Source organism: Luteimonas campi (assembly GCF_051162505.1).
Lineage (GTDB): Bacteria > Pseudomonadota > Gammaproteobacteria > Xanthomonadales > Xanthomonadaceae > Luteimonas.
Genome location: NZ_JBNWEM010000003.1, coordinates 479763 through 502943 on the forward strand (window position 1 = coordinate 479763; position 23181 = coordinate 502943).

Annotated in this window: 17 protein-coding genes; 15 read left to right on the plus strand and 2 right to left on the minus strand. The window is 70.8% G+C overall.

The annotated features are described in order from the left end of the window. The first annotated feature begins 34 nt into the window (after nt 1-34). From ACQYVW_RS12105 to rsfS, 4 genes are all read left to right on the plus strand, one after another. Entirely contained in the window at nt 35-550 is a 516-nt protein-coding gene (locus ACQYVW_RS12105; RefSeq protein WP_434933989.1) for an LPS-assembly lipoprotein LptE, read from the plus strand. A gap of 13 nt (nt 551-563) precedes the next feature. Further along, nucleotides 564-1634, plus strand: coding sequence for a DNA polymerase III subunit delta (gene holA, locus ACQYVW_RS12110; protein ID WP_434947144.1), 1071 nt, complete (start codon nt 564-566; stop codon nt 1632-1634). 201 nt (nt 1635-1835) lie between these two features. After that, nucleotides 1836-2495 carry a nicotinate-nucleotide adenylyltransferase gene (gene nadD / locus ACQYVW_RS12115; protein WP_434933987.1) on the plus strand — a complete coding sequence of 220 codons (660 nt, stop codon included), beginning with the start codon at nt 1836-1838 and terminating at the stop codon, nt 2493-2495. 29 nt (nt 2496-2524) lie between these two features. Further along, nucleotides 2525-2935: a ribosome silencing factor gene (rsfS, locus tag ACQYVW_RS12120; RefSeq protein ID WP_434933986.1), complete on the plus strand. Its 411-nt coding sequence runs from the start codon at nt 2525-2527 to the stop codon at nt 2933-2935. Nucleotides 2936-3053: 118 nt separating this feature from the next. Here rsfS and ACQYVW_RS12125 read toward each other — a convergent pair whose 3' ends face one another. Continuing rightward, nucleotides 3054-3692 carry an OmpW/AlkL family protein gene (locus tag ACQYVW_RS12125; RefSeq protein ID WP_434933984.1) on the minus strand — a complete coding sequence of 213 codons (639 nt, stop codon included), beginning with the start codon at nt 3690-3692 and terminating at the stop codon, nt 3054-3056. 171 nt (nt 3693-3863) lie between these two features. Here ACQYVW_RS12125 and gap point away from each other — a divergent pair, with 171 nt between their 5' ends. The 7 genes from gap to ACQYVW_RS12160 all read left to right on the plus strand — a co-directional run bounded on the left by gap (nt 3864) and on the right by ACQYVW_RS12160 (nt 15399). Beyond that, nucleotides 3864-4865, plus strand: a complete 1002-nt coding sequence (gene gap, locus ACQYVW_RS12130; RefSeq protein WP_434947145.1) for a type I glyceraldehyde-3-phosphate dehydrogenase — start codon at nt 3864-3866, stop codon at nt 4863-4865. A 120-nt stretch (nt 4866-4985) separates the two neighbouring features. Beyond that, nucleotides 4986-7811, plus strand: a complete 2826-nt coding sequence (locus ACQYVW_RS12135; RefSeq protein WP_434947146.1) for a DUF2339 domain-containing protein — start codon at nt 4986-4988, stop codon at nt 7809-7811. Then, complete coding sequence (locus tag ACQYVW_RS12140) at nt 7808-9157, plus strand: DUF3999 domain-containing protein (RefSeq protein WP_434947147.1); 1350 nt, start codon at nt 7808-7810, stop codon at nt 9155-9157. The genes ACQYVW_RS12135 and ACQYVW_RS12140 overlap by 4 nt, the downstream gene beginning before the upstream one ends. Nucleotides 9158-9354: 197 nt before the next feature. Next, nucleotides 9355-10527 carry a phosphoglycerate kinase gene (locus ACQYVW_RS12145; RefSeq protein ID WP_434947148.1) on the plus strand — a complete coding sequence of 391 codons (1173 nt, stop codon included), beginning with the start codon at nt 9355-9357 and terminating at the stop codon, nt 10525-10527. A 127-nt stretch (nt 10528-10654) separates the two neighbouring features. Continuing rightward, complete coding sequence (locus ACQYVW_RS12150; protein ID WP_434947149.1) at nt 10655-10891, plus strand: DUF6289 family protein; 237 nt, start codon at nt 10655-10657, stop codon at nt 10889-10891. A gap of 183 nt (nt 10892-11074) precedes the next feature. After that, nucleotides 11075-13117, plus strand: coding sequence for a DUF3857 domain-containing protein (locus ACQYVW_RS12155; protein ID WP_434947150.1), 2043 nt, complete (start codon nt 11075-11077; stop codon nt 13115-13117). Then, nucleotides 13114-15399 carry a tetratricopeptide repeat protein gene (locus ACQYVW_RS12160; protein ID WP_434947151.1) on the plus strand — a complete coding sequence of 762 codons (2286 nt, stop codon included), beginning with the start codon at nt 13114-13116 and terminating at the stop codon, nt 15397-15399. Before ACQYVW_RS12155 ends, ACQYVW_RS12160 begins: the two co-directional genes overlap by 4 nt. A 58-nt stretch (nt 15400-15457) precedes the next feature. Here ACQYVW_RS12160 and ACQYVW_RS12165 read toward each other — a convergent pair whose 3' ends face one another. Beyond that, on the minus strand, nt 15458-16045 hold the full coding sequence (locus tag ACQYVW_RS12165; RefSeq protein ID WP_434947152.1) for a GNAT family N-acetyltransferase: 588 nt from the start codon (nt 16043-16045) through the stop codon (nt 15458-15460). Between the two features lie 87 nt (nt 16046-16132). On the opposite strand from ACQYVW_RS12165, the gene pyk reads away from it, so the two are divergent. The 4 genes from pyk (at nt 16133) to ACQYVW_RS12185 (ending at nt 23143) form a co-directional block, all read left to right on the plus strand. Next, a complete protein-coding gene (gene pyk / locus ACQYVW_RS12170; RefSeq protein ID WP_434933972.1) occupies nt 16133-17599 on the plus strand; it encodes a pyruvate kinase in 1467 nt (488 codons plus the stop codon). Nucleotides 17600-17745: 146 nt separating this feature from the next. Beyond that, on the plus strand, nt 17746-18756 hold the full coding sequence (locus tag ACQYVW_RS12175; RefSeq protein ID WP_434947153.1) for a class I fructose-bisphosphate aldolase: 1011 nt from the start codon (nt 17746-17748) through the stop codon (nt 18754-18756). Between the two features lie 139 nt (nt 18757-18895). After that, nucleotides 18896-20002: an efflux RND transporter periplasmic adaptor subunit gene (locus ACQYVW_RS12180; RefSeq protein WP_434947154.1), complete on the plus strand. Its 1107-nt coding sequence runs from the start codon at nt 18896-18898 to the stop codon at nt 20000-20002. A 6-nt stretch (nt 20003-20008) separates the two neighbouring features. Beyond that, a complete protein-coding gene (locus tag ACQYVW_RS12185) occupies nt 20009-23143 on the plus strand; it encodes an efflux RND transporter permease subunit (protein WP_434947155.1) in 3135 nt (1044 codons plus the stop codon). Nucleotides 23144-23181 lie beyond the last annotated feature (38 nt).

A 23181-nucleotide genomic window follows, 5' to 3' on the forward strand; every position in this document is an offset into this window, starting at 1 on the left:
TGCCCGCGCCGCGGCCCTCGGCCAGACTTCGCCGATGATCCGGACCTGCCTGCTCGCCGCGCTGCTCGCCCTCGGCCTTACGGGCTGCGGTTTCCACCTGCGCGAGGCGCTGCAGTTGCCGGACGACCTGGGGCAGGTGCGGGTGACCGCGACCGACCCCTACAGCGCCCTGGCGCTGTCGCTGGAGCGCTCGCTCGGCCATGCGGGCGTGGATGTGGCCGAAGCCGGCACCCCCGGGCGGCTGGCCGTGCTGGCGATCCGTTCCGAACGCTGGGCGTCGCTGCCGCTGAGCCTGGACGAGTTCGGGCGCGCCCAGGAATTCACCCTGCGCTATGCCGTGGTGTTCGCCATGATCGATGCCAACGGCGATGAGATCGTGCCGCAGCAGGCGGTGGAACTGTCGCGAGACTACATCTCCGTGCCTACCGACCAGACCGGTACGGCCACCGAGGCCGAGCTGCTGGGCCGGGAGCTGCAGCGTGAGATGACCGCAGCCATCCTGCGGCGCATCGACGGGGCGACGCGCGAGCGCCGCCAGGGCGCGCAGTGAGCCGCGCGGCGGCATGGAGCTGAAGCCCGAGCGCCTGACCGCGCAACTGGGCGCCGAACCGCCACGCGCGGCCTATCTGGTGGCCGGGGCCGAGACCCTGCTGGTACTGGAGGCGGCCGACGCGATCCGCGCCCGCGCCCGCGACTGCGGCTATGCCGAGCGCGAGGTGTTCGACGCCGATGGCCGCGACTTCGACTGGAACGCGCTGGACGCGAGTTTCCGGGCGCCCAGCCTGTTCTCCGCGCAGCGCCTGATCGAACTGCGCCTGCCTACCGGCCGTCCCGGCAAGGAGGGGGCCGAGGTCATCGCGGGTTATTGCGCCGAGGCCCAGCGGCTGGCGAAGGGCGGTGCCCACGTTCCCGAGATCGTGCTGCTGGTGACCGCGCGCGAATGGAGCCGCCAGCACGGCGGCAAGTGGAGCGAGGCGATCGCCGGTGTCGGCCACGTGGTCCTGGCCCAGCCGGTGCGACCGCACGAACTCGAGAGCTGGCTGGAGTCGCGCATGCGCCAGCGCGGCGTACGCGCCGAACGCGCGGCGGTGCAGCGCCTGGCCGAACGGGTGCAGGGCAACCTGCTGGCCGCCGCGCAGGAGGTCGACAAGCTCGCCCTGCTGGCCGGCGAGGGCACGCTCGATGCGGCGCGGATGGAGTCGCTGGTGGCGGACGCCGCGCGTTTCGACGTGTTCCGCCTGGTCGATGCGGCGCTGGGCGGCCAGGCCGCCCAGGCCGCGCGCATGCTGGCCGGGTTGCGCGCCGAAGGCGAGGCGGTGCCTGCGCTGATGGGCATGGTGGTGATGGAGCTCAACCGGGTCGCGGCACTGGCGCGGGTGCAGGCGCGAGGTGGCAATCTCGCCGCCGAGTTCAAGGCGCAGCGGGTCTGGGATTCCAAACAGGCCGTGTACAAGCGCGCGCTGTCGCGGCATCCCGCGTCGCGCTGGGAGCGCTTCGTGGTGATGGCCGGCGCGGTCGACCGCATCGCCAAGGGCCGCGTGCGCAGCGGCGAGGAGCCGGCGGACGCCTGGCTCGCGCTGGAACGGCTGCTGGTGGCGGTCGCCGAGCCCAAAGCGGCTGCGCTGGCGGGTTGAGCGGGCGTGGTCGTCCTGGACATGGCCTCTGGCCGGTGCCTGGGACGGGCGGGATGCCCTTGACCCGCTCTTGCCCGCGGCGGGGCTAGGGTGGCCGCGATGGAGCGCCGTCCCCAAGACGTGGAACCCGCGATGCCGGCCGCCAGCAGCCAGACCCGGCGGCCCGACAGCGGGCCTTCCGGACCTGCGCATCCGCCGCTGATGCTGCTCTACGGCGGCACCTTCGATCCGGTCCACCACGGCCATCTGGCGATCGCGCGCGCCGCACGCGATGCGCTGCGCGTCCCCGTGCATTTCATGCCCGCGTCCGATCCGCCCCACCGTGCACCGCCGGGCGCCGATGCGTCCCGGCGTGCGGCGATGCTGGCGCTGGCGATCGCCGACGAACCGGACTTCCACATCGATCTGAGGGAGCTGCGCCGCGATGGCCCCAGCTACAGCGTCGACACCCTGCGCGCCCTGCGCGCCGAGCTCGGTCCAGCGGCGCCGGTGGCATTGCTGATCGGCGCCGACAGCCTGCTGGGGCTGCCGTCCTGGCATGCGTGGCGCGAGCTGTTCGACCTGGCGCATTTCGTGGTGGCCGACCGCCCGGGCAGCGGCCTGGACCTCGCGCTGCCGGCGGCCCTGGCCGAGGCCACCGAAAAGCGGTGGACGCAGGATGCCGGAATGCTGCGCGTCCGCGCGGCCGGGTGCCTGCTGCGCCTGCGCCAGCCGCTGCACGGCGCGTCGGCCACCCAGGTGCGCGCCGGCATCGCCGCGGACGGCGGCTGGCGTGAGCTGGTGCCTGCGGGTGTTGCCGACTACATCGTCCGCCACCGGCTGTATGGCGTGCACGGGGCCGGGACGCCGTCCCCGCTATAATCCTGCCGCAACCTTCAGAGCCTTCGCCCTTGACCAGTTCCGCCCACGTCATCAAGACCCGTCTTCCGAACCCGCCGCCGGCCGCCGAGGTGCTGCTTCGCACCATCCATGCCGCGGTGGACGCGCTCAAGGCCAAGGACGTCACTGAGATCGATGTGCGCGGCAGGACCAGCGTCTGCGATTACATGGTGATCGCCTCGGGGACCTCGACCCGCCATGTCAAGTCGATCGCCGACGAGGTGGTGCGCCAGGCCAAGCAGCTCGACTGCCAGCCGCTGGGCGTGGAAGGCGAGCGCGAGGCCGAGTGGGTGCTGGTCGACCTGGGAGACGTCGTGGTCCACGTGATGTTGCCGCGGGTGCGCGAGTTCTACGCGCTGGAGCGGCTGTGGACCGTGGGCGACCAGCCGCCCGCCGCGGACGAAGGCGAAGCGCAGCAGTAGCCGCGCCGCCGCACACCGCGCCGCCCGCCCCGCGCGGGCCGGGAACCGCGAACGCCCGGCAGGCCCCCGTCCTGCCGGGCGTTTGCATTGGCGCCGTCGCGGCGCCATCCCTGGAGTCTCAGAACTTCACGACCCAGGCCACGCCATAGACGCGCGGGTCGATGTTGGCGGTGCCGACCTTGATGCCGTTCACCTTGACGTCGCTGTCGATGTCGGCCCAGCGGGCGTCGACGCGGATCGCGCTGCGCTCGCCGATCGCGAAGTCCACGCCCAGGTGCGCGGCCAGGCCCCAGGAATTGCCCAGCTTGAGCTCGGTGCCGGCGAGGGCGCCGGTGGTCTCTTCGCTGAAGAAGGTGGTGTAGTTCACGCCCAGGCCCACGAACGGGGTGGCCTTGCTGGCGTTGGCGAAGTGGTACTGCAGCGAAACCACCGGCGGCAGATGCTTGGTGCTGCCGACCTTGCCCACGCCGCGGATCTCGATGTCGTGGTGGAAGGGCAGCGCGGCCAGCACCTCGATGCCGAGGTTGTCGGCGATGAAGTATTCGGCGGTGATGGTCGGACGCACGCTGTTGCCGACCTCGGTGGGCGGCAGCGGCCCCAGGCCCAGGGCGGTGGCGTCGAGGCTGCCGTTGTCCGACTTCGGATCGACGTTGTGGACGCCGACGCCCAGGGTCCAGTCGCCCTTGGACTGGGCGGCGGCGGGCATGGCGATGGCGGCGGCCAGGGCCGCGAGCAGCAGGGTCGAGGTGCGCTTCATGTGTTTGGCTCCATGTGGGGTGGCGCCAGTGTGTCGAGGCCATGCTCGCGGCTCCTTGATCCGGATCATTGCAGCGGCAACCAGTCGCGCGCGTTCGCAGCCGCCGGAATCCTGCGGCCGGCCTGATAGAATCAGGGGCTTCCTCCAACCCTGTCCGGGAGTCCGCGCACCATGGCGATCAAGGTAGGCATCAACGGGTTCGGCCGCATCGGCCGCAACGTGCTGCGTTCGGCGGTCCAGAACTTCGGCGACATCCAGATCGTCGGCATCAACGACCTGCTCGAGCCCGATTACCTGGCCTACATGCTGCGCTACGACTCCGTGCACGGGCGCTTCAAGGGCGAGGTTTCGGTGGATGGCAATACCCTGGTCGTCAACGGCAACCGCATCCGCCTGACCCAGGAGCGCGATCCGGCCAACCTGAAGTGGGACGAGGTGGGCGCCGAGGTGGTGATCGAATCCACCGGCCTGTTCCTCGACAAGGTCACCGCGCAGAAGCACCTCGACGCGGGCGCGAAGAAGGTGGTGCTGTCGGCGCCGTCGAAGGACGACACGCCGATGTTCGTGTTCGGCGTGAACCACGAGAGCTACAAGGGCGAGGCGATCGTCTCCAACGCCTCGTGCACCACCAACTGCCTGGCGCCCATCGCCAAGGTGCTCAACGACAAGTGGGGCATCAAGCGCGGGCTGATGACCACGGTGCACGCGGCCACGGCCACCCAGAAGACCGTCGACGGTCCCTCCAACAAGGACTGGCGCGGTGGCCGCGGCATCCTCGAGAACATCATCCCCTCGTCCACCGGCGCTGCGAAGGCCGTGGGTGTCGTGATCCCGGCGCTCAACAAGAAGCTCACCGGCATGAGCTTCCGCGTGCCGACCTCGGACGTGTCAGTGGTCGACCTGACCGCCGAGCTGGAGAACCCGGCCAGCTACGAGGAGATCAAGGCCGAGATGAAGGCGCAGAGCGAAGGCGCGCTCAAGGGCATCCTCGGCTACACCGAGGACAAGGTGGTGGCCACCGACTTCGTCGGCGAGACCTGCACCTCGGTGTTCGATGCCGACGCAGGCATCGCGCTGGACCCCACGTTCGTCAAGCTGGTGGCCTGGTACGACAACGAGTGGGGTTACTCGAACAAGTGCCTGGAAATGGTGCGCGTGGTCGCCGGCAAGTGAGCCGGCGGTAGCCGCAGGCGATACCCGGAGCCCCGCCCATGCGGGGCTTCTTGTTTTCGCGATCCGGCCCGTTAAGGTGGCCGGCACTGCGCCGAGAGCGGCGCCCGACGGGGTGGCGGAATGGAAGGTCTGCTGGGTCTGCTGGCGCTGGTCGTGCTCGCGGTGCCGGTGCTGCTGGTGGTGGCGCTGGTATCGATCAACGGCCTCAAGCGGCGCGTGGGCGAGCTGGAAGTCGAGATCGATACGCTGAAATCCGCGGCGGCCAAGGATGTTCTCGCGCCACGGGTCGCACGCGCGCAGGCACCGGTCGACCCGCGGGTCGAAAGTCCGCAGGTCGGCCCGGCACCATCGGCCCACGCGCGCCCGGCGGTCGATGGGCAGGTTCGTGACGACCTGGCTGAGGACACGGCCGCAGCGGCCCACGACCCGGGCGTTGCGCGCGGCACGCACGATGCGGATCTCTCGCGCGATCCGGCCCAGGCGGGTCCCGCATCCAACCCGCCGGCGTCGGCGGGTACCGCAGCGGACCTCTCGGGCACCGGTTCCGCGCCAATTCCGCCGCCGCTGCCCGGCCGTCCGCAGCAGGGGCCGGCGTCGCCGTCTCGCCCCGGCCCACCGCGTCCGCCTGCGCACCCCGGCTTTGCCGAGGTCGCGCTGCGCGCGGTCAAACGCTGGTTCACGGTCGGCAACGTCCCGGTCAGGGTCGGCATGCTGGTGCTGCTGGCAGGCGTGGCCGCGCTGCTCAGGTACGCCAGCGAGCAGGGCTGGCTGCAGCTGCCCATCGAGCTGCGCCTGGCCGGCGTGGCGGCGGCGGCGGTGGCGGGCCTGGTGTTCGGCTGGCGACAGCGCATGGGCAAGCCGGCGTTTGCACTGGCGCTGCAGGGCGGCGCGATCGGCGTGCTGCTGCTGGTGGTGTTCGCCGCGTTCAAGCTCTACGGGCTGATCCCCGCGGGCGCCGCGTTCGGGCTGAGCGTGGTGCTGGTGGCCGGACTGGGCGTGCTGGCGGTGTTGCAGGATTCGCGCACGCTGGCCGTGCTCGGCATCCTGGCGGGCTTCCTGGCGCCCATCTGGCTGTCCACGGTCGGCGGCAGCCATGTCGCGCTGTTCTCCTACTACGCGGTGCTCAATGCCGCGATCTTCGCCATCGCCTGGGCGAGGTCGTGGCGGGTGCTCAACCTGCTCGGCTTCGTGTTCACCTGGGGCATCGGCATCGTCTGGGGCGTGCTGGCGTATTCGCCCGCGCACCAGGCCAGCACGCAGCCGTTCCTGGTGCTGTTCTTCGGGTTCTACCTGCTGCTGCCGATCCTGTACGCGCGGCGGCGTCCGCCGCAGCGGCGCGACCTGATCGACGGCTGCCTGCTGTTCGGCACGCCGCTGATCGCGTTCTCGCTGCAGGCCGCGCTGCTGGACGGCGCGCGGCTGCCGCTGGCGTTCTGTGCGCTGGGGCTGGCGGTCGTGTACGCGGCGCTCGCCTGGGCGCTGCGCCGGCGAGAGGGTTACGCGGTACTCGCGCAGGCGCATGCCCTGCTGGCGATCGGTTTCGCGACGCTGTCGGTGCCGCTGGCGCTCTCGGCGCGCGCCACCGCCTGCGTGTTCGCGCTCGAAGGCGCAGCCCTGGCCTGGCTGGGGCTCAAGCAGCAGCGCCTGCTGCCGCAGCTGGCGGGCGTGAGCCTGCAGCTGGCGGCGGCGCTGGCGTATGCGCTGGGCATGTCCACGCTGGCGTCGTCCGACGCGCAGGCGCTGGCCAATCCGGCGTTCATGGGCGCACTGCTGATCGCGCTGGCGGGTTTCGCCAGCGCCTGGGCCTATCGCGACCACGGCCAGTCGCGCATCGCACTGGCGTACTACGCCTGGGGGCTGGTGTGGTGGGCAGGCAACCTGTTCCACGAGATCGAAGCCTTCGTCGATCCGGATGCGCGCATTGCCGCGATGCTGGGCGCGAGCGCCCTGACCGGCTGGCTGGCGGCGGAAGTGCAGCGGCTGCGGCCGGCCCGCGCGCTGTCCGCGACCACGCTGCTGGCGCTGGCGTCGGCGATTCCGTTCGCGCTGCTGCTGAACTTCGCGCACGGGCATCCCTTCGACGACCACGGGGCCTGGGCCTGGCTGCTGTTCGCCCTGCTGGGGCTGCGCAGCCTGCAGTGCCTGCGCGTCGATGACGACCGCACTGGCGACTGGGCCCAGTTCGCCTGGTGGCTGGTGTGGCCGACGGTGCTGGCGCTGTGCCTGGCATCGAGCGCGGACATGCGTGGACTGTCCCAGGGCTGGCCGCTGGCCGCGCTGGCGCTGCCGTGGCTGGCGCTGCTGGCGTTGTCGATGGGGCGCTGGCCGTGGCTGCGGTGGCCGCGCGGCGAGCGCTTCGATGCGCTGCGCGAGCCGCTGCAGCTGGTGGTGTTCGCGCTGTTGGCCGCATGGTGGTGGAGCACCCAGCTGGCCGCGGGTGCGGCTTCGCCGCTGCCGTGGATTCCGCTGCTCAATCCGCTGGAACTGGTGCAGCTGGCGACGCTGCTGGTCATCGCGCGCTGGCTGTGGTCGGACGCCGCACCGCGCGCGCTGGCGCTGACGCGGGTCACGCTGCTGTCGGTTGCCGGCTTCAGTCTGGTTACCGCGGTCACGCTGCGCGCCGTACATCACTGGGGCGGCATCGGCTGGAACGCGGGCCTGGTCGAGAGCAGCCTGGGTCAGACCAGTCTCACCATGGTGTGGAGCCTGCTGGGCGTGGTCGGCTGGGTCGCCGGTTCGCGCCGCGGCCAGCGCATGCTGTGGCTGGCGGGCGCGGTCCTGATGGGCGTGGTGCTGGCGAAGCTCGTGCTGGTGGACCGGCAGCATCTGGGCGACCTGCTCGGCATCGGTTCGTTCATTGCCTATGGCCTGCTCTGCACCCTGGTGGGCTACTTCGCGCCGGCGCCGCCGCGCGACGGGGCGGCAACGCAGGAGCAGGCGGCATGAAGCTCGACACGATGCTGGCGCTGGCGCTGCTCGCCGGTACCGCGTCCGCCGCGCCGGCGGACGACTACGCCATGCAGTGGCCGCTCACCCTGGCCGACCGGGATGCGGGCGCGCATGCAGTGGTGCTGGACGATGCGGTGTATCGCCAGGCGCGCTCGCCGGTGATGCGCGACCTCGACGTGCTCAATGCGCAGGGTGCGGCGGTGCCGGCGCAACTGATGCGGACCGGTGATGGCGGTCGTGCCGAGGCGCCGCGCGTGCCGGTGCGCTGGTTCGTGCTGCCGCGCGCGGACGACGGGCGCGGCGGCTGGTCCATGGCGGTCGAGCGTGCCGCTGATGGCAGCCTGCTGCGCGTGCAGGCGGGCAGCAGCCGCGCGCAAGCGGGCGATGGCCCCGCGGCCTGGCTGGTGGATGCGAGCGGACTCGAGGCGGGCATCGAGGCCCTCCACCTGCAGTGGCAGGAAAGCGACGGCGGCATCGACCGCGCCTACCGCATCGAGGCCAGCGACGACCTGCGCGACTGGCGGCCGCTGCAGTCGCCCGCGCAGCTGATCGACCTCGCGCGCGACGGCGAGCGGCTGCAGCAGCGTCGCGTTCCCGTGGCGGCCAGCGCCCGCTACCTGCGGCTGCTGCCTGGGCAGGGGCAGGGCAGCCCGCAACTGCAGGCGATCCAGGCCGAACTGTCCGCGCCCGACCGGCGTGCGCCGCTGCAGTGGCGCGAGCTTGCCGGCACGCCGGTGGACGAACGCGGCGTGCGGGCGCTGATCTTCAGCCTCGACGGCCGCTATCCGGTCGAGGCCGCCGACCTGCAGTACGACGGCGGCGGTACCGCACAGTGGCGCCTCTACAGCCGCGAGCACGCCGAGGCGCCCTGGGTGCTGCGTGCCGGCCCCTGGGTGGCTTACACGATCGGCAGTGGCGAAGGCGCCAGCCGCTCGGCGCCAGAGCCGCTGACCGGCATCGAGCGCGACCGCGAATGGAAGCTGGTCGGTGCCGAAGGCGCCGGTCCGGCACCGCGGCTGCGGCTGGGCTGGCGGCCCGAACCCCTGGTCTTCATCGCCCAGGGGGCGCCGCCGTATCGCCTGGTCGCGGGCAGTGCGCGCGCGCAGCGCGGGGATGCGCCGGTGGCGCAGTCGCTGGAGGCGATCCGCGGCGTGCAGGGTCCGGACTGGCGGCCCGGCGCCGCGACGCTCGGCGACATGCAGCCGCTTGCCGGTGAAGCCGCCCTGGTCCCGGCAGCCGCGGCGCGGGACTGGCGCGCCTGGCTGCTGTGGGCGCTGCTGATCGGAGGTGCCCTGCTGGTTGCCGGCTTCGCGGCCAGCCTGCTGCGCAAGCCGCACGGCTGATCGCGTGGTGGGTGGCAACTGCAACGTTTGCCTGCCGTGACCACGCCGCCGACAATGCGGAGCGAGCAACATTGGACGGACTCCCCGTCGGCAGCCCGTCGCCGCGAGCGCCCGGCCAGGATGGCCCGGCGGGCCGTTCGCAGCCACGCGAGTCGCGCCAGCGGCAACCCGAACCCTATCGAACCAGGCGAGTACCCATGACCATCCTGCGAATGACCGACCTCGATCTTGCCGGCAAGCGCGTGCTGATCCGGCAGGACCTCAACGTCCCGATCGACAACGGCCAGATCACCTCCGAGCAGCGCATCACCGCCTCGATTCCCACCTTGAAGCTGGCGCTGGAGCAGGGCGCGGCGGTGATGGTGACCTCGCACCTGGGCCGTCCGAAGGAAGGCGAGTGGAGCGAGGAGAACTCGCTGGCGCCGGTAGCCAGGCGCCTGGGCGAGCTGTTGGGCAGGACCGTGCCGCTGGTGCGCGACTGGGTGGATGGCGTCGAGGTCGAGCCCGGCCAGCTGGTGCTGCTGGAGAACTGCCGCATGAACATCGGCGAGGGCAAGGACGACGAGGCGCTGTCGCGCAATTACGCCGCGCTGTGCGACGTGTTCGTGATGGACGCGTTCGGCACCGCGCATCGCGCCCAGGCGTCCACCCATGGCGTGATCCGCTTCGCCGCGCAGGCGGCGGGCGGGCCGCTGCTGATGGCCGAGCTCGATGCCCTGGCCAAGACGCTGGAGCAGCCGGCGCGGCCGCTGCTGGCGATCGTCGCGGGCAGCAAGGTCTCGACCAAGCTCGAACTGCTGTCCAACCTCGTGGGCAAGGTCGACCAGCTGATCGTCGGCGGCGGCATCGCCAACACGTTCATCGCCGCGCAGGGCCTGCCGGTCGGCAAGTCGCTGCACGAGCCGGACCTGCTCGACACTGCGCGCGAGATCCTGGCCAAGGCCAAGGCACGCGGTGCGGACATCCCGGTCCCGACCGATGTGGTGGTCGCCGCGCAGTTCCATCCCGACGCCGAGGCCACGGTCAAAGCGGTGGCGGAGGTGGGGCCGGACGACCTCATCCTGGATATCGGCCCGGACACCGCGGCGCGCTATGCGGGCATGATCGCCAGCGCCGGGACGGTGGTGTGGAACGGCCCGGTGGGCGTGTTCGAGTTCGATGCCTTCGGCAAGGGCACCGAAGCCCTGGCGCGCGCGGTCGCAAGCTCCAGTGCATTCTCGATCGCCGGCGGTGGCGACACACTGGCGGCGGTGGACAAGTACGGCATCGCCGACGAGGTGTCCTACATCTCCACCGGCGGTGGCGCCTTCCTCGAGTTCCTGGAGGGCAAGACCCTGCCAGCGGTCGCGGCGCTGGACTCGCGCGGCTGAACGCGATCCGAAGGATTCGCTAACGATCGCTTCATCTTTTCCTGATGTGGCCGGTCCGAAGCTTCGCACACGGAGCAGGAGGGCACGGGTCGCCATCGCGGCGATCCGCTCATCAGGGAGAGTCGAGATGGATGTGTCGATGCGACGCGTGAAGCACGCACTGCTGGCGGCGTGCGTGGTGGTTTCGCTGGGGGCGACGGCGACCGCCGGAGCCGATGAAGAGGCCAACTGCTGCTACCCCGGTTCGGTCATCTACTACGACGAGGTGGGCGCGGTGGTCGGCGTGCGGATGTATGGCTGCGGGGACCCCGGCTGGGGCGTGGTGACGCGGCGGTCACGCGCGGTCAACGGCTGCGTCATGTAGCGATCGGCGGAATCGGATCCTACGACGGCCCGGGACATCCCGGGCCGTTTCGCGTGGGCTCCCCCGTGTTGCCGGTGCCCGGGCCGGCCGCGGCCGCGTCATCCGCTGCCGGTGTGCGGCCGGCACTGCACATGGCCCCCGGCTGGTGTAAGTTGCCCGTAGGGACATCAGGGGATGATGGGGATGCGAGTGATCGCAATGGCGCTGGCCCTGCTCGCAGGGATCGCGCAGGTGTGTGCGTCCGAACACGTGCGGGGCGAGTACCGGTTCTCGACGGGGGGCGTCCCGGAATTCGTCGAACGCGGGACGCTGCCGGCGCAGTGGCCCGCCGATGCACCTGGCGCCGAAGAAGACCAGTGGCGCTACTGGCTGTACGACGTCCAGGCCGACCGCCGCCGCAGCGGCGACGTACTCTTCGTGGACTACGCCTATGAAGCGCGGGGTGCGTCGATGGTGGGCGACGCGGGGCGGTTCCAGATCAGCTTCAACCCCGGATACCAGCAGCTTATGCTCCACAGCGTCGAACTGCGCCGCGCTGGCGTCTGGCAGGATCGACTCGTGGCCGAGCGCATCTCGCTGGCCCGCCGCGAGGACGGATTCGAGAACGACATGTCCGACGGCACGGTGACGGCACTGATCGTGCTGGACGATGTGCGCGCCGGCGACGTGGTGCGCCTGGCCTACACCATCACCGGAAGCAACCCGGTCCTGGCCGGGCAGGGATCGGACTGGCTGCGATTCGGCTGGAAACACCCGACGTTGCGTTCCCGCCTGCGCGTGCTGATGGATCCTGGCGTGGAGCCGCAGTGGTACATCGAGAACGGTGCTCCCGAACCCTTCGTGCGCCGACATCCGGATTCCGTTGAGGTGGTGCTCGACGCCGAACGCGTGCCTGCGATCGTTGACGAGGGGCAGTATCCGGCCTGGTTCCAGCCGTTCCCGCTGGCGCAGGTCAGCCGGCAGCGAAGCTGGCAGGACGTGGTGGCCTGGGGTCTGCCGCTGTATCCCGTGGTCGAACGGCTTCCGCAGGATCTGGAACGGCAGATCGCGGAGTGGCGCCGGCTGCCCGACCGGCGCGCGCGCATTACCGCCGCGCTGCGGCTGGTGCAGGACGAAGTGCGGTACTTCGGCGTCGAGATGGGCGAAAACACCCATCGCCCGACGCCGCCGGAAGAGACCTGGCGGCGCCGCTATGGCGACTGCAAGGACAAGGTCTACCTGCTCGTCAGCCTGCTCTCGCGCATGGACATCCGCGCGACGCCGGCCCTGGTGAGCACGCGTCGTGGCAAGGCCGCCGCCGCGTTCGTGCCGTCTGCGGCGGTGTTCGACCATGTGATCGCGCGGGTGGAAGACGGCGGGCGCGTGCTTTGGCTCGATCCGACCATGATCCAGCAGGGCGGCCAGGCCGGCGACTACGATCACAGCGACTACGGGGTGGCGCTTGCGCTGGCCAGCGGGACCGCGGCGATGGAGCCGATCGCCGCACCGCAGGGGCGGATCGATCGCAACGGCGTGGCCGCGGTCGAACGCTACCTGCCGCAGGCGGAAGGGACCGGCATGCTGCTCGAGGTGGAAACCACGTACCGCGGGGACAATGCGGACCACCGGCGCCGTGCACTCGCAAGCGAGCGGGGCGAGGACCTGTCGCGACGTTATGCGGATTACTACCGCAACCGGCTGGGCGAGCTGGAGGTGGCCGCACCGCCCAGGTTCGAGGACGATCGCGACGCCAACCGGCTGCGAGTGACCGAGCACTACTTGCTCAAGGCGCCGTTCGACGACGAGCCCGCCTCGGTCAAGGCGCTCGACCTGTATGCCGACACCTTGCACGAGGTGACCCGGCTGCCCTCGTCGATCGCGCGCGTGTCGCCGCTCGACTACGCCAGGCCAGGGCGCTACCGGCACCAGGTCGAGGTCGGGGTCCCGGAACGCTGGACGCCCGCCTTCGGCAAGGAAGGCGAGCGGATTTCCGCGCCTGCCTTCGATTACTCGCGGCAGCTCGGGCTGGACGGTGGCACGGTGCGGCTGGTGCACGAACTCGAGATCGGCAGGCCCACCGTGGAGGGCGGCGATGCATCGCTGCACCTGGCCCGGATCCGCGAGCTGCAGGACGGAATGTCGTCCACGCTGCGTTTCCGGGCGCCGGCCACGCTGGACGCAGCCGAACGCAAACAGCGGCTGCAGCAACTGCTGCGCAACGCGATGAACGGGGGGAGCGGACAATGACGGCAAAGCACCGGATGCGCCAGTTGCTGTTGTGTGCCCTGGCATGCGCGTCGGGCGCGCATGCGGACGAGGCGCCGCTGCAGCCGCACGAGGTCGCCGCAGACCCGCGCGGGGCATGGGACCGCTTCCTGACCGATCCGGCCTACGCCAACCCTTACGACGCCTACGATGCGCTCGCCGAGGTAGGCTACAACCTGCTCGACGTGGATGCGAAGGCCTGTGTGCGGGGCCGCGCCGCGCTGGACGACGCGCTCCTCCGAGCGCCGGTCAGCGTGGCACTGCATCGCGCGCGCATGCTGTGCGCGGAAGCGACCGGCGACGATGCCCTGGCCGAGGCGTCGATGGAAGCGGTGGTGGCGCTCTCGACGCGAGCGATCGCAGGCAGGCGCGAAGGCATGTGGCCAGAGCCCGCGCGTGTGATGGCGCCGGCGGACGTGTATGCGGTGCTCGCGTCCACGGGTCTGGAGTACCGCTACGAGTACTTCATGCTGGCCGAGCCCCGACGCCACTTTCCCTTGGTCGTGGCGGCCTGGGACAGCGAGGCGCAGGTGGAACGACACTTGTGGTTCGACTACGTCGACAGCGCCAACAGCTTGGTGCGCGGCGATCCTTATTCGGGATTCCCGATCCAGCGCAGCCAGGTCGCGCAGAGCTTCCTCGAGGTCCTCGCGGAGGGCGGCGACATCGCGGCGCGCGACATGCAGGCCGTGCGGGCCTTCGGTCGTGCCGGCGCCAAGCCCGAAGCGGTGGATCTGCTACGTCCAGGCGCGGAGGTGGGCGGCGTCCAGTCGGCCGGCGCCTGGCTGGTGACCTGTGCCCTACATCAGGTCCCGGGTTGCGCGGACGGCCTGGTGGATGCGTTGCTGCCGCATGCGGAAAGCGATCATGCGGTCCACATGGCCCTGCTCGCAGTGGCTTATGCCACCGGCACCGGCGTCGACCAGGACGATGGCGCTGCGGGGGCCCTGCTCGATGCCGCCGACCGGCGCTGGCGTGGCGACGGCGCGACGGCCGTTCTGGCGGGGCTGTGGGCCCAGCTCGCTCCCCAGGCGCCGCTGCCCGGATTCCTTGAGCAGCGCGTGCAGGCTGCCATGGCCCGTGGCAATCCGGTGCTGCCCGCCCAGGTCGGCGCGCGTAAGCTGCTGGCCGATGAGAAGGTCACGCTGGAGCCGGCCGAGCTGAAGGCGCTCGCAGACCCCCTCAACAATGGCACCGGCAAGGGCTATGCCTTGCTCAGCCGCTACTACCAAGCGCGGGGAGAGGCCATCGCCGCCAACGGCTGGCTGAAGCACGCCAGCGACGCCGGCGACGCCGACGCGCAGTCCCTGTTGGGCGCGCACCTGCTCGCCGCCACGCCATCAGCCGGGCAGCGGCTCCAGGCGCTGGGCCTGTTCGAGTCCGGCGCGCACGGCGGCAGCGGGTTCGGCGCGCGGATGCGCGCCTTGCACAGCGCCCGCAATGAAGAGTGGACCCAGGCAGAAAGCTGGCTGATCGGCTCAGCGCAGGCCGGCGACGTCGAATCACTGCTGGCGCTGGCCTGGATATACGAAGGCGGACATCCCGGAACGAACGGGACCGTGCAGCAGGCGATCGATATCTACAAGTCGCTGTCCGACGAGGTCGACAGCGCGGAGGCCCGGCGCCGTCTGGCCGAACTCGCCTTCAAGGGACAGGGCATGGAGCGGGACCCGGCCCGCGCCGCGAAACTGCTGCGCGCCGATGCGGAGCGCGGCCATGGCGAGTCGGCGGCGCGGCTTGGGCAGGCCTACATGCTCGGCGAGCTCGGCACCGCGGATCGCGACGAAGGCCAGCGCTGGTACGAGCGGGCGATCGGAGGCGGGTACACCGGGGCGCATGTCGACCTCGGTGCCTGGTTCTTCTACCGCGGCGACAATTCGATAGATACTCGCCGCCGCGGCATCGAGATCTGGCGTGCGGGCATGGAAGCCGGGAACGCCATCGCCCGCAACAACTTCGCCTGGGCATTGTGCACCGCGCCCGAACCAGAACTGTTCGATGCTGCGGCCGGCCACGCAGCATCGCTGCCGCTGCTCGACCACGGCGACCGTTCGTCCTGGACCGATACCGTCGCCGCGTGCCATGCGGCGGTGGGAGAGTACGCGCGCGCGGTCGAACTGCAGGCCGAGGCGATGTCCGCGCTCACCCAAGTCGAGCTCGCGCGCGATGCCGCGCGCGACGATGGGTTTGCGGGCCGGCTGGCGCTGTACCGGGACAGTCGGCGTTACGTCGAGCGGCATCGCACGGAGGCGGACTTCGAATAGAGGAGGTGTGCCTAGGGGAGCCGCCCCGTGCGGGTGACCGCGTCGCGGCCTGACGCGGTCAGCGACGACCGCTGCGCCACTCGTCGGCCAGCAGGCCGAAGATTTCCGAATCGGTGGCGATGCCGTCCACCAGGAAGCGCTGGCGCAACAGTCCCTCGCTGCGGAATCCCAGGGCCAGCAGCAATCGCCGTGAAGCCTCGTTGCGCGGGTCGATGTCGGCCTCGATGCGATGCAGGCCGAGGCTGCGAAATCCCCAGTCCAGCGCGAGCGCGACCGCGTCGGTGGCCAGCCCGCGCCGCCACCACGCCGGATGCAGCGCGTAGCCGACTTCGGCGCGGCGATGCCTGGCGTCGAAGCGGTACAGGGTGCAGCTGCCGATCGCGCGATCGCCGCGCCGCTCGGCGACGAGCCAGTTGAGCGCGTCGCGTCGATCGAAGGCCTCCAGCATCTCCCCGATCTTGCCCTCCGCCTGCATACGCACGCGCATGGGCGCGCTGCTCCAGTAGCGCATCACGTCCGGATGCGAGAACAGGGCGAACACATCGTCGACATCCTGCGCGCCCGGCCCGCGCAGCCGCACGCGTTGTCCTGTCAGGACAGGAAACCCCGGCAGCGCGGCGAGGCGTGTGTGGATGTCGGTGGCCATGTGCGATATCGCCATCGGGCTCGGCTAGGATACGGGACGCTCGCGACGACGCTCGCGAAATCCTTACCTTTGCAACGGATCCTGTCCATGTCCGAACACCGCCGCCGCACCCGCATCCTCGCCACGCTGGGCCCCGCGACCGATCCGCCCGGCGTGCTCGAGGCGATCTTCCGCGCGGGCGTGGACGTGGTGCGGCTGAACTTCTCCCACGGCGATCCCGCCGGGCAGGTGGCCAGGGCCGAGGCGGTGCGCGAAGCGGCGGCGCGTGTCGGCGTGGAAGTCGGCATCCTCGCCGACCTGCCTGGACCGAAGATCCGTGTCGAACGTTTCGCCCAGGGCAAGGTGGCGCTGAAGGCGGGCGACCGCTTCGACCTGCTGGCCAGCGAGGATGCCCCCCCGGGCACGCAGCACGAGGTGGGCGTGAGCTACCTCGGCCTGCCCGGCGACCTCTCGCCCGGCGACGTGCTGATGCTCGACGACGGCATGGTGCAGCTCAAGGTCGAACGCATCGAGGGCCAGCGCATCGTCAATACCGTGCTCAACGACAGCGTGCTGTCCGATCGCAAGGGCCTGAACAAGCTCGGCGGCGGACTGTCGCTGGGCGCGCTCACCGAGCGCGACCGCGAGCTGATCGGCATCGCGGCGCAGATCGGCGTGGATTTCATCGCGGTGTCGTTCTGCCGCAACGCCGCGGACATGGAGGAGGCGCGCGCGATCGCGCGCTCGCACGGCAGCGACGCCGCGCTGGTGTCGAAGGTCGAGCGCGCCGAGGCGATCGAGAACCTGGCCGAGGTGATCGACGCCAGCGACGTGGTGATGGTGGCGCGCGGCGACCTTGGCGTGGAGATCGGCGATGCCGAGCTGCCCGGCCTGCAGAAGAAGATCATCCGCGAGTCGCTGGCGCGCAACAAGGTGGTGATCACCGCCACGCAGATGCTGCAGTCGATGGTGGAATCGCCGATCCCCACGCGCGCGGAAGTGCTGGACGTGGCCAACGCGGTCATCGACGGCACCGATGCGGTGATGCTCTCGGCCGAGACCGCGGCCGGCAACTTCCCGGTGCGTGCGGTCGAGGCGATGGCCCGCATCTGCATGGGCGCCGAACGCCAGTTCGCGCACGACACCAATTTCGAACAGGCCCAGCGCGGACTCCAGCACGCCGACCAGGCGATCGCGATGGCGACGATGTTCATCAGCGAGCACATCGGCGTGGCCGCGATCGTGGCGATGACCGAATCGGGCGGCACCGCCCGCCACCTGTCGCGTTTCCGAGCGGGGCCGCCGATCTATGCGTTCTCGCGCCATGCGGGCGCACGCAGGCGCATGGCGCTGATGCGCGACGTGTACCCGACCGACTACGACAGCCGCGGCCAGACCCCGCGCGAGGCCGCGCGCGGCAGCATCCGCCTGCTGGTGGAGGCGGGCGTGCTGGATCCGGGCGACCGCGTGGTGTTCACCAGCGGCGAGCACATGGAAACCCACGGCGCGACCAACACCATGCGCCTGCTGCAGGTCGGCAAGGACGGCCGTGCGGAGGGCCTCGGCGAGCTGTAAAGCGCGCCATCGCGAACCTGTGGCGCAGGCCGACGCGCCGCCTTGCGCGCAGTCGCAGGGCCCGTCGCAAGCCGGGCGCGGCGCAGGGGATCGAAGGGGGGCGGCGCTATAATCCGCTCCCCTTCCCGCGCGGCCCGTCTTCCCGCATGAGTATCGAAACGCTCGCCGACACCGCCCGGGCGATGGTCGCCCCCGGCAAGGGAATCCTGGCGATCGACGAGTCGACCAGCACCATCTCCCGGCGGTTCGAAGCCCTTGGCATCGCCAGCAACGAGGCCAACCGGCGTGCCTATCGCGAACTGCTGCTGACCACGCCGAAGCTGGGGGAACATATCAGCGGCGCGATCCTCTACGACGAGACCATCCGCCAGACCGATCGCCGCGGCGTGCCCTTCGCGCGCCTGATGGCCGACGCCGGCATCCTGCCCGGCATCAAGGTCGACAAGGGCACCCAGCCGCTGGCCGGTTGCCCGGGCGAACTGGTGACCGAAGGCCTGGACGGCCTGCGCTCGCGCCTGGAGGAGTACTACAAGCTCGGCGCGCGCTTCGCCAAATGGCGCGCGGTGATCGGCATCGGCGACGACACCCCATCGGGCACCTGCATCGAGTCCAACAGCCACGCGCTGGCGCGCTTCGCCGCGCTGTGCCAGGAGCAGGGGCTGGTGCCGATGGTCGAACCGGAGGTGCTGATGGACGGCAACCACGACATCGAGGCGAGCTACGAGGTGCACGAGGTCGTGCTGCGCTCGTTGTTCGACGCCCTGTACCAGCACAGCGTCTCGCTCGAGGGCACCATCCTCAAGCCGTCGATGGTGCTGCCCGGCCGCGACAGCGGCGAGACCGCGTCGGTCGACGAGGTGGCCGAGGCGACCCTGCTGTGCCTGAAGTCCACCGTCCCGGCCATCCTGCCGGGCATCGTGTTCCTGTCGGGCGGGCAGAGCGACCAGGCCGCCACCGCCCATCTGGATGCGATGAACCGCATGGGCCCGCATCCATGGACCCTGTCGTTCTCTTATGGCCGGGCGATGCAGTCGGCCGCGCTCAAGATCTGGTCGCAGGACCTGCAGGGCAACGTGGCAAAGGCGCAGGCGGCGGTGTTCCATCGCGCGCGCGACAATGGCCAGGCTGCGTTGGGTCGCTGGGCGGCCGCGGCCTGAGTTCTTCACGCTGGGCGCCGGTAACGCACGGCGGGCGCCGCGGTTGACAAAGATCCGGCAGGAATCGCCCCCTCCAATGGCATGGGCGGCCTTCACCGTGCATCGATAGAATCGGGGAGTTTCCTTCCCCGCAGTTCCCATGCCCGCAGATTCCCGTTTCGCGCCGCTCCCCTTCCTCGTGGCCGGCGCCTTCTGCCTGCTGCTGTCCGCCTGCGGTGGAGAAGCCGCGCCCGGCGGCCCGGCCCAGGCGGCACCGGCGGCGGTGGTCACCACCCAGGTCGCGACGATCCAGCCGTGGAGCGACACGATCTCGGCGCTGGGCACGGTGAAGGCGCGCGAGTCGGTGACGATCACCGCCAAGGTCAGCGAGACCGTCGAGCAGGTGCATTTCGACAGCGGCGATGAAGTGGCGGCGGGCGCCCCGCTGGTGACCCTGTCGGGCGATCAGCAGCAGGCGTCGCTGCAGGCGGCCGAGGCCGAGGCCAAGGAGGCCGAACAGCAGTTCCGGCGCGGCAGCGAGCTGGTCGGCCAGCAGCTCATCGCGCGCTCGCTGCTCGATACCCAGCGCGCCACCCGCGACGCCGCGGTGGCGCGCGTGGCGCAGATGCGCGCCGATATCGGCGACCGCCGCATCCGCGCGCCGTTCGCCGGCATGCTCGGCATCCGCCAGGTCAGCCCGGGTGCGCTGGTCACGCCGGGCACGGTGGTCGCCACGCTGGACGATGTCTCGCGCGTCCATGTCGATTTCCCCGTGCCCGAAGTCCACCTGGCGCACCTGGCCGTGGGCCAGTCCCTGGTCGGCACCAGCGTCGCCTGGCCGGGCGTGAAGTTCGAGGGCGAGGTCGCCAGCGTGGACGCGCGCGTGGACGCGGCGACCCGTGCCGTGATCGTGCGCGGCGACTTCCCCAACGCCGAGCGACGCCTGCGCCCGGGCATGCTGCTGCAGGTGGAGCTGTCGCGTCCGCGGCGCGAGGCACTGGTGCTGCCCGAAATCGCGGTGGTGCAGGTCGGTCGCGACACGTTCGCCTGGCGCGTGAAGGCCGACGGGACCGTCGAGCGCGCGATCGTGCAGGTGGGCGAGCGCCGCGCCGGCCAGGTGGAGATCCTGCGCGGCATCGAGGCAGGCGATCGCATCGTCGTCGACGGGACCGGCAAGCTGCGCCCCGGCATGACGGTCACCGAGCCGGCCAGCGCGGATCCCGCGCCCACGGCGCCGCCGGCGCCCGCCGCTGCGCAGGACGGCTGACCGGCCATGAAGCTTTCCGACATCTCGATCAAGCGGCCGGTGTTCGCGGTCGTCGTCAGCCTGCTGCTGGTGGTGCTGGGCCTGATGTCATTCTCGCGCCTGACCCTGCGCGAACTGCCCAACATCGATCCGCCGATCGTGTCCGTGGAGGTCAACTATCCCGGAGCGTCGGCCGCGGTGGTGGAGACGCGGGTCACCCAGATCCTGGAAGACGCGCTATCGGGCATCGAGGGCATCAATACCATCCAGTCGAGCAGCCGCAACGGCCGCGCCGACGTCACCATCGAGTTCAACCTCACCCGCGACATCGAAGCCGCCGCCAACGACGTGCGCGACCGCATCAGCCGGGTGATGGACCGCATGCCCGACGAGGCCGATCCGCCGGAAGTGTCCAAGGTGGAAGCCGACGCCGAGGTCATCATCTGGCTCAACATGCGCTCTACCGCCATGGACACCATGGAGCTCACCGACTACGCCGACCGCTACGTGGTCGACCGGCTGTCGGCGCTCGACGGCGTGGCGCGGGTGCAGCTGGGCGGGTCGCAGCGCTACGCGATGCGGATCTGGCTGGACCGCGACGCCATGGCCGCGCGCGGGATCACCGCCGCCGACGTCGAGAACGCGCTGCGCAGCGAGAACGTCGAACTGCCGGCTGGCCGGATCGAATCCGAATCGCGCGACTTCACCCTGCGCGTGGAACGCGGCTACCGCCAGCCGGAGCAGTTCGCCCAGCTGCCGCTGCGCAAGGGCGACGACGGCTACGTGGTGCGGCTTGGCGACGTGGCCACGGTGGAACTCGGCGCCGAGGAGCGCCGCGCCTACCTGCGCAGCAACGGGGTGCCCAACGTCGGCCTCGGCATCGTCCGGACCTCGACCGCCAATGCGCTGGACGTGGCGCGCGCGGCGCGCGCCGAGGCCGAGGTGATCCAGCAGACGCTGCCCGAGGGCACCGACATCTTCATCGCCTACGACGGCACCACCTTCATCGATGCCTCGATCAAGCGGGTGTACTGGACCCTGGGCGAGGCGATGGTGCTGGTGTTCCTGGTGATCTGGCTGTTCCTCGGCAGCCTGCGCGCGGCGCTGATTCCGGCGGTGACGGTGCCGGTGTGCCTGATCGCCGCGTTCATCGCGCTGTACGCATTCGGCTTCTCGATCAACCTGCTGACCCTGTTGGCGCTGGTGTTGTGCATCGGCCTGGTGGTGGACGACGCGATCATCGTGCTGGAGAACGCGCAGCGCCGCGTCGACCTGGGCGAGCCGCCGCTGGTAGCGGCGCGCCGCGGCACGGCCCAGGTCGCCTTCGCGGTGATCGCGACCACCGCGGTGCTGGTGGCGGTGTTCCTGCCGGTGGGCTTCATGGACGGCAACACCGGGCGGCTGTTCCGCGAGCTGTCGGTGGCACTGGCCGGCGCAGTGGCGCTCTCGGCCTTCATCGCGCTGACGCTCACGCCGATGATGTGCTCCAAGCTGCTGCGGCCGCACGGCAAGGCCACCGGCTTCAACGCCTGGATGAACCGGCAACTGGCTCGGGTCAGTACCGGCTACGGACGGCGCGTGGGACGGCTGGTGGCGCTGCCCGGCCGGCGCCTGCTGGTATTGGTGCTGGCGGCGATGGCCGCGTGCGCGCTGGTGGCCGCGCTGCTGTTCCTGCGCGTGCCGAGCGAACTGGCGCCGGCCGAGGACCGCGGCCGCTTCTTCGTGATGGTCGACGGGCCCGAGGGCGCGGGTTTCGACTACACCGTTTCCCAGATCCAGCAGGTCGAGAAGATCGTGCTGGGCGAGGTGGGCGAGGGCAAGCCGATCCAGCGCGCCAACTCGCGGGTACCGCGCGGATGGGGCGGCAGCGAGGAGATGCACACCGGCCAGGTGATCGTGTTCCTCGAGGACTGGGACGTGCGCGAGCAGAACACGGACGAGGTGGTGGCCGGCCTGCGGCGCCGGTTCGCCGACCTGCCCGGCGTGCAGGTGCGCGCCAACGTGCCCGGCGGCCTGGTCGGCAGCCGCGGCCAGCGCTACCAGCTGGTGCTGGGCGGCCCCGACTACGCCGAACTGGCGCAATGGCGCGATCGCGTGCTGGAGCGGATGGAAGCCAATCCCGGCATCCAGGATCCGGATTCGGACTACAAGGAAACCCGGCCGCAGATGCGCGTGCAGATCGATCGCGCGCGCGCCGCCGATCTCGGGGTGTCGGTGACCGAGATCGGCCGCACTCTCGAAACGATGATGGGGTCGCGCCGGGTCACCACCTACGTCGACAACGGCGAAGAGTACGAGGTCATGGTGCAGGCCGGCCGCGAAGCGCGGATGACGCCGGCGGACCTGGGCAATACCTATGTGCGCGGCGGCGACGGGGGCCTGGTGCCGATGTCCAACCTGGTCACCCTGGAGGAGATCGCCGAGCCCGGCAGCTTCAACCGCTTCAACCGCCTGCGCGCGATCACCATCAGCGCCGGTCTCGCGCCCGGCTACAGCATGGGCGAAGCCATCGAGTGGACGCAGCGCGTGGTCGAGGAGGAACTGCCCGACTACGCGCAGATCGACTGGAAGGGCGAGACCCGCGAGTACCAGCGTGCCGGCGGCGCGGTGCTGGTGACCTTCGCCATGGCCCTGCTGATCGTGTACCTGGTGCTGGCCGCGCAGTTCGAGAGCTTCATCCATCCGCTGGTGATCATGCTCACCGTGCCGCTGGCGGTGCTCGGTGCGCTGATCGGCCTGTGGGCGACGGGTGGCACGCTCAACCTGTTCAGCCAGATCGGCATCGTGATGCTGGTCGGCCTGGCGGCCAAGAACGGCATCCTGATCGTCGAGTTCGCCAACCAGCTGCGCGACGAGGGCATGGGGGTGCGCGAGGCCATTGCCGAAGCCTCGGCGGTGCGCCTGCGCCCGATCCTGATGACCTCGGCGGCGACGGTGATGGGCGCGGTGCCGCTGGTGGTCGCGGGCGGTCCGGGCTCGGCCAGCCGCGCCACCATCGGCGTGGTGATCATCTTCGGCGTGTCGTTCGCCACCCTGCTGTCGCTGTTTGTGGTGCCGGCGTTCTACGCGTTGCTGGCGCCGTTCACGCGCTCGCCGGACGCGCTGGCGAAGAAGCTGGAGCGGCTCGAGGCGGAGACGGCGCCGGTCAGCGGCCACGCCTGACGATCGTGGCATCGGGGTGCGATGCCGAGCGCACCCCC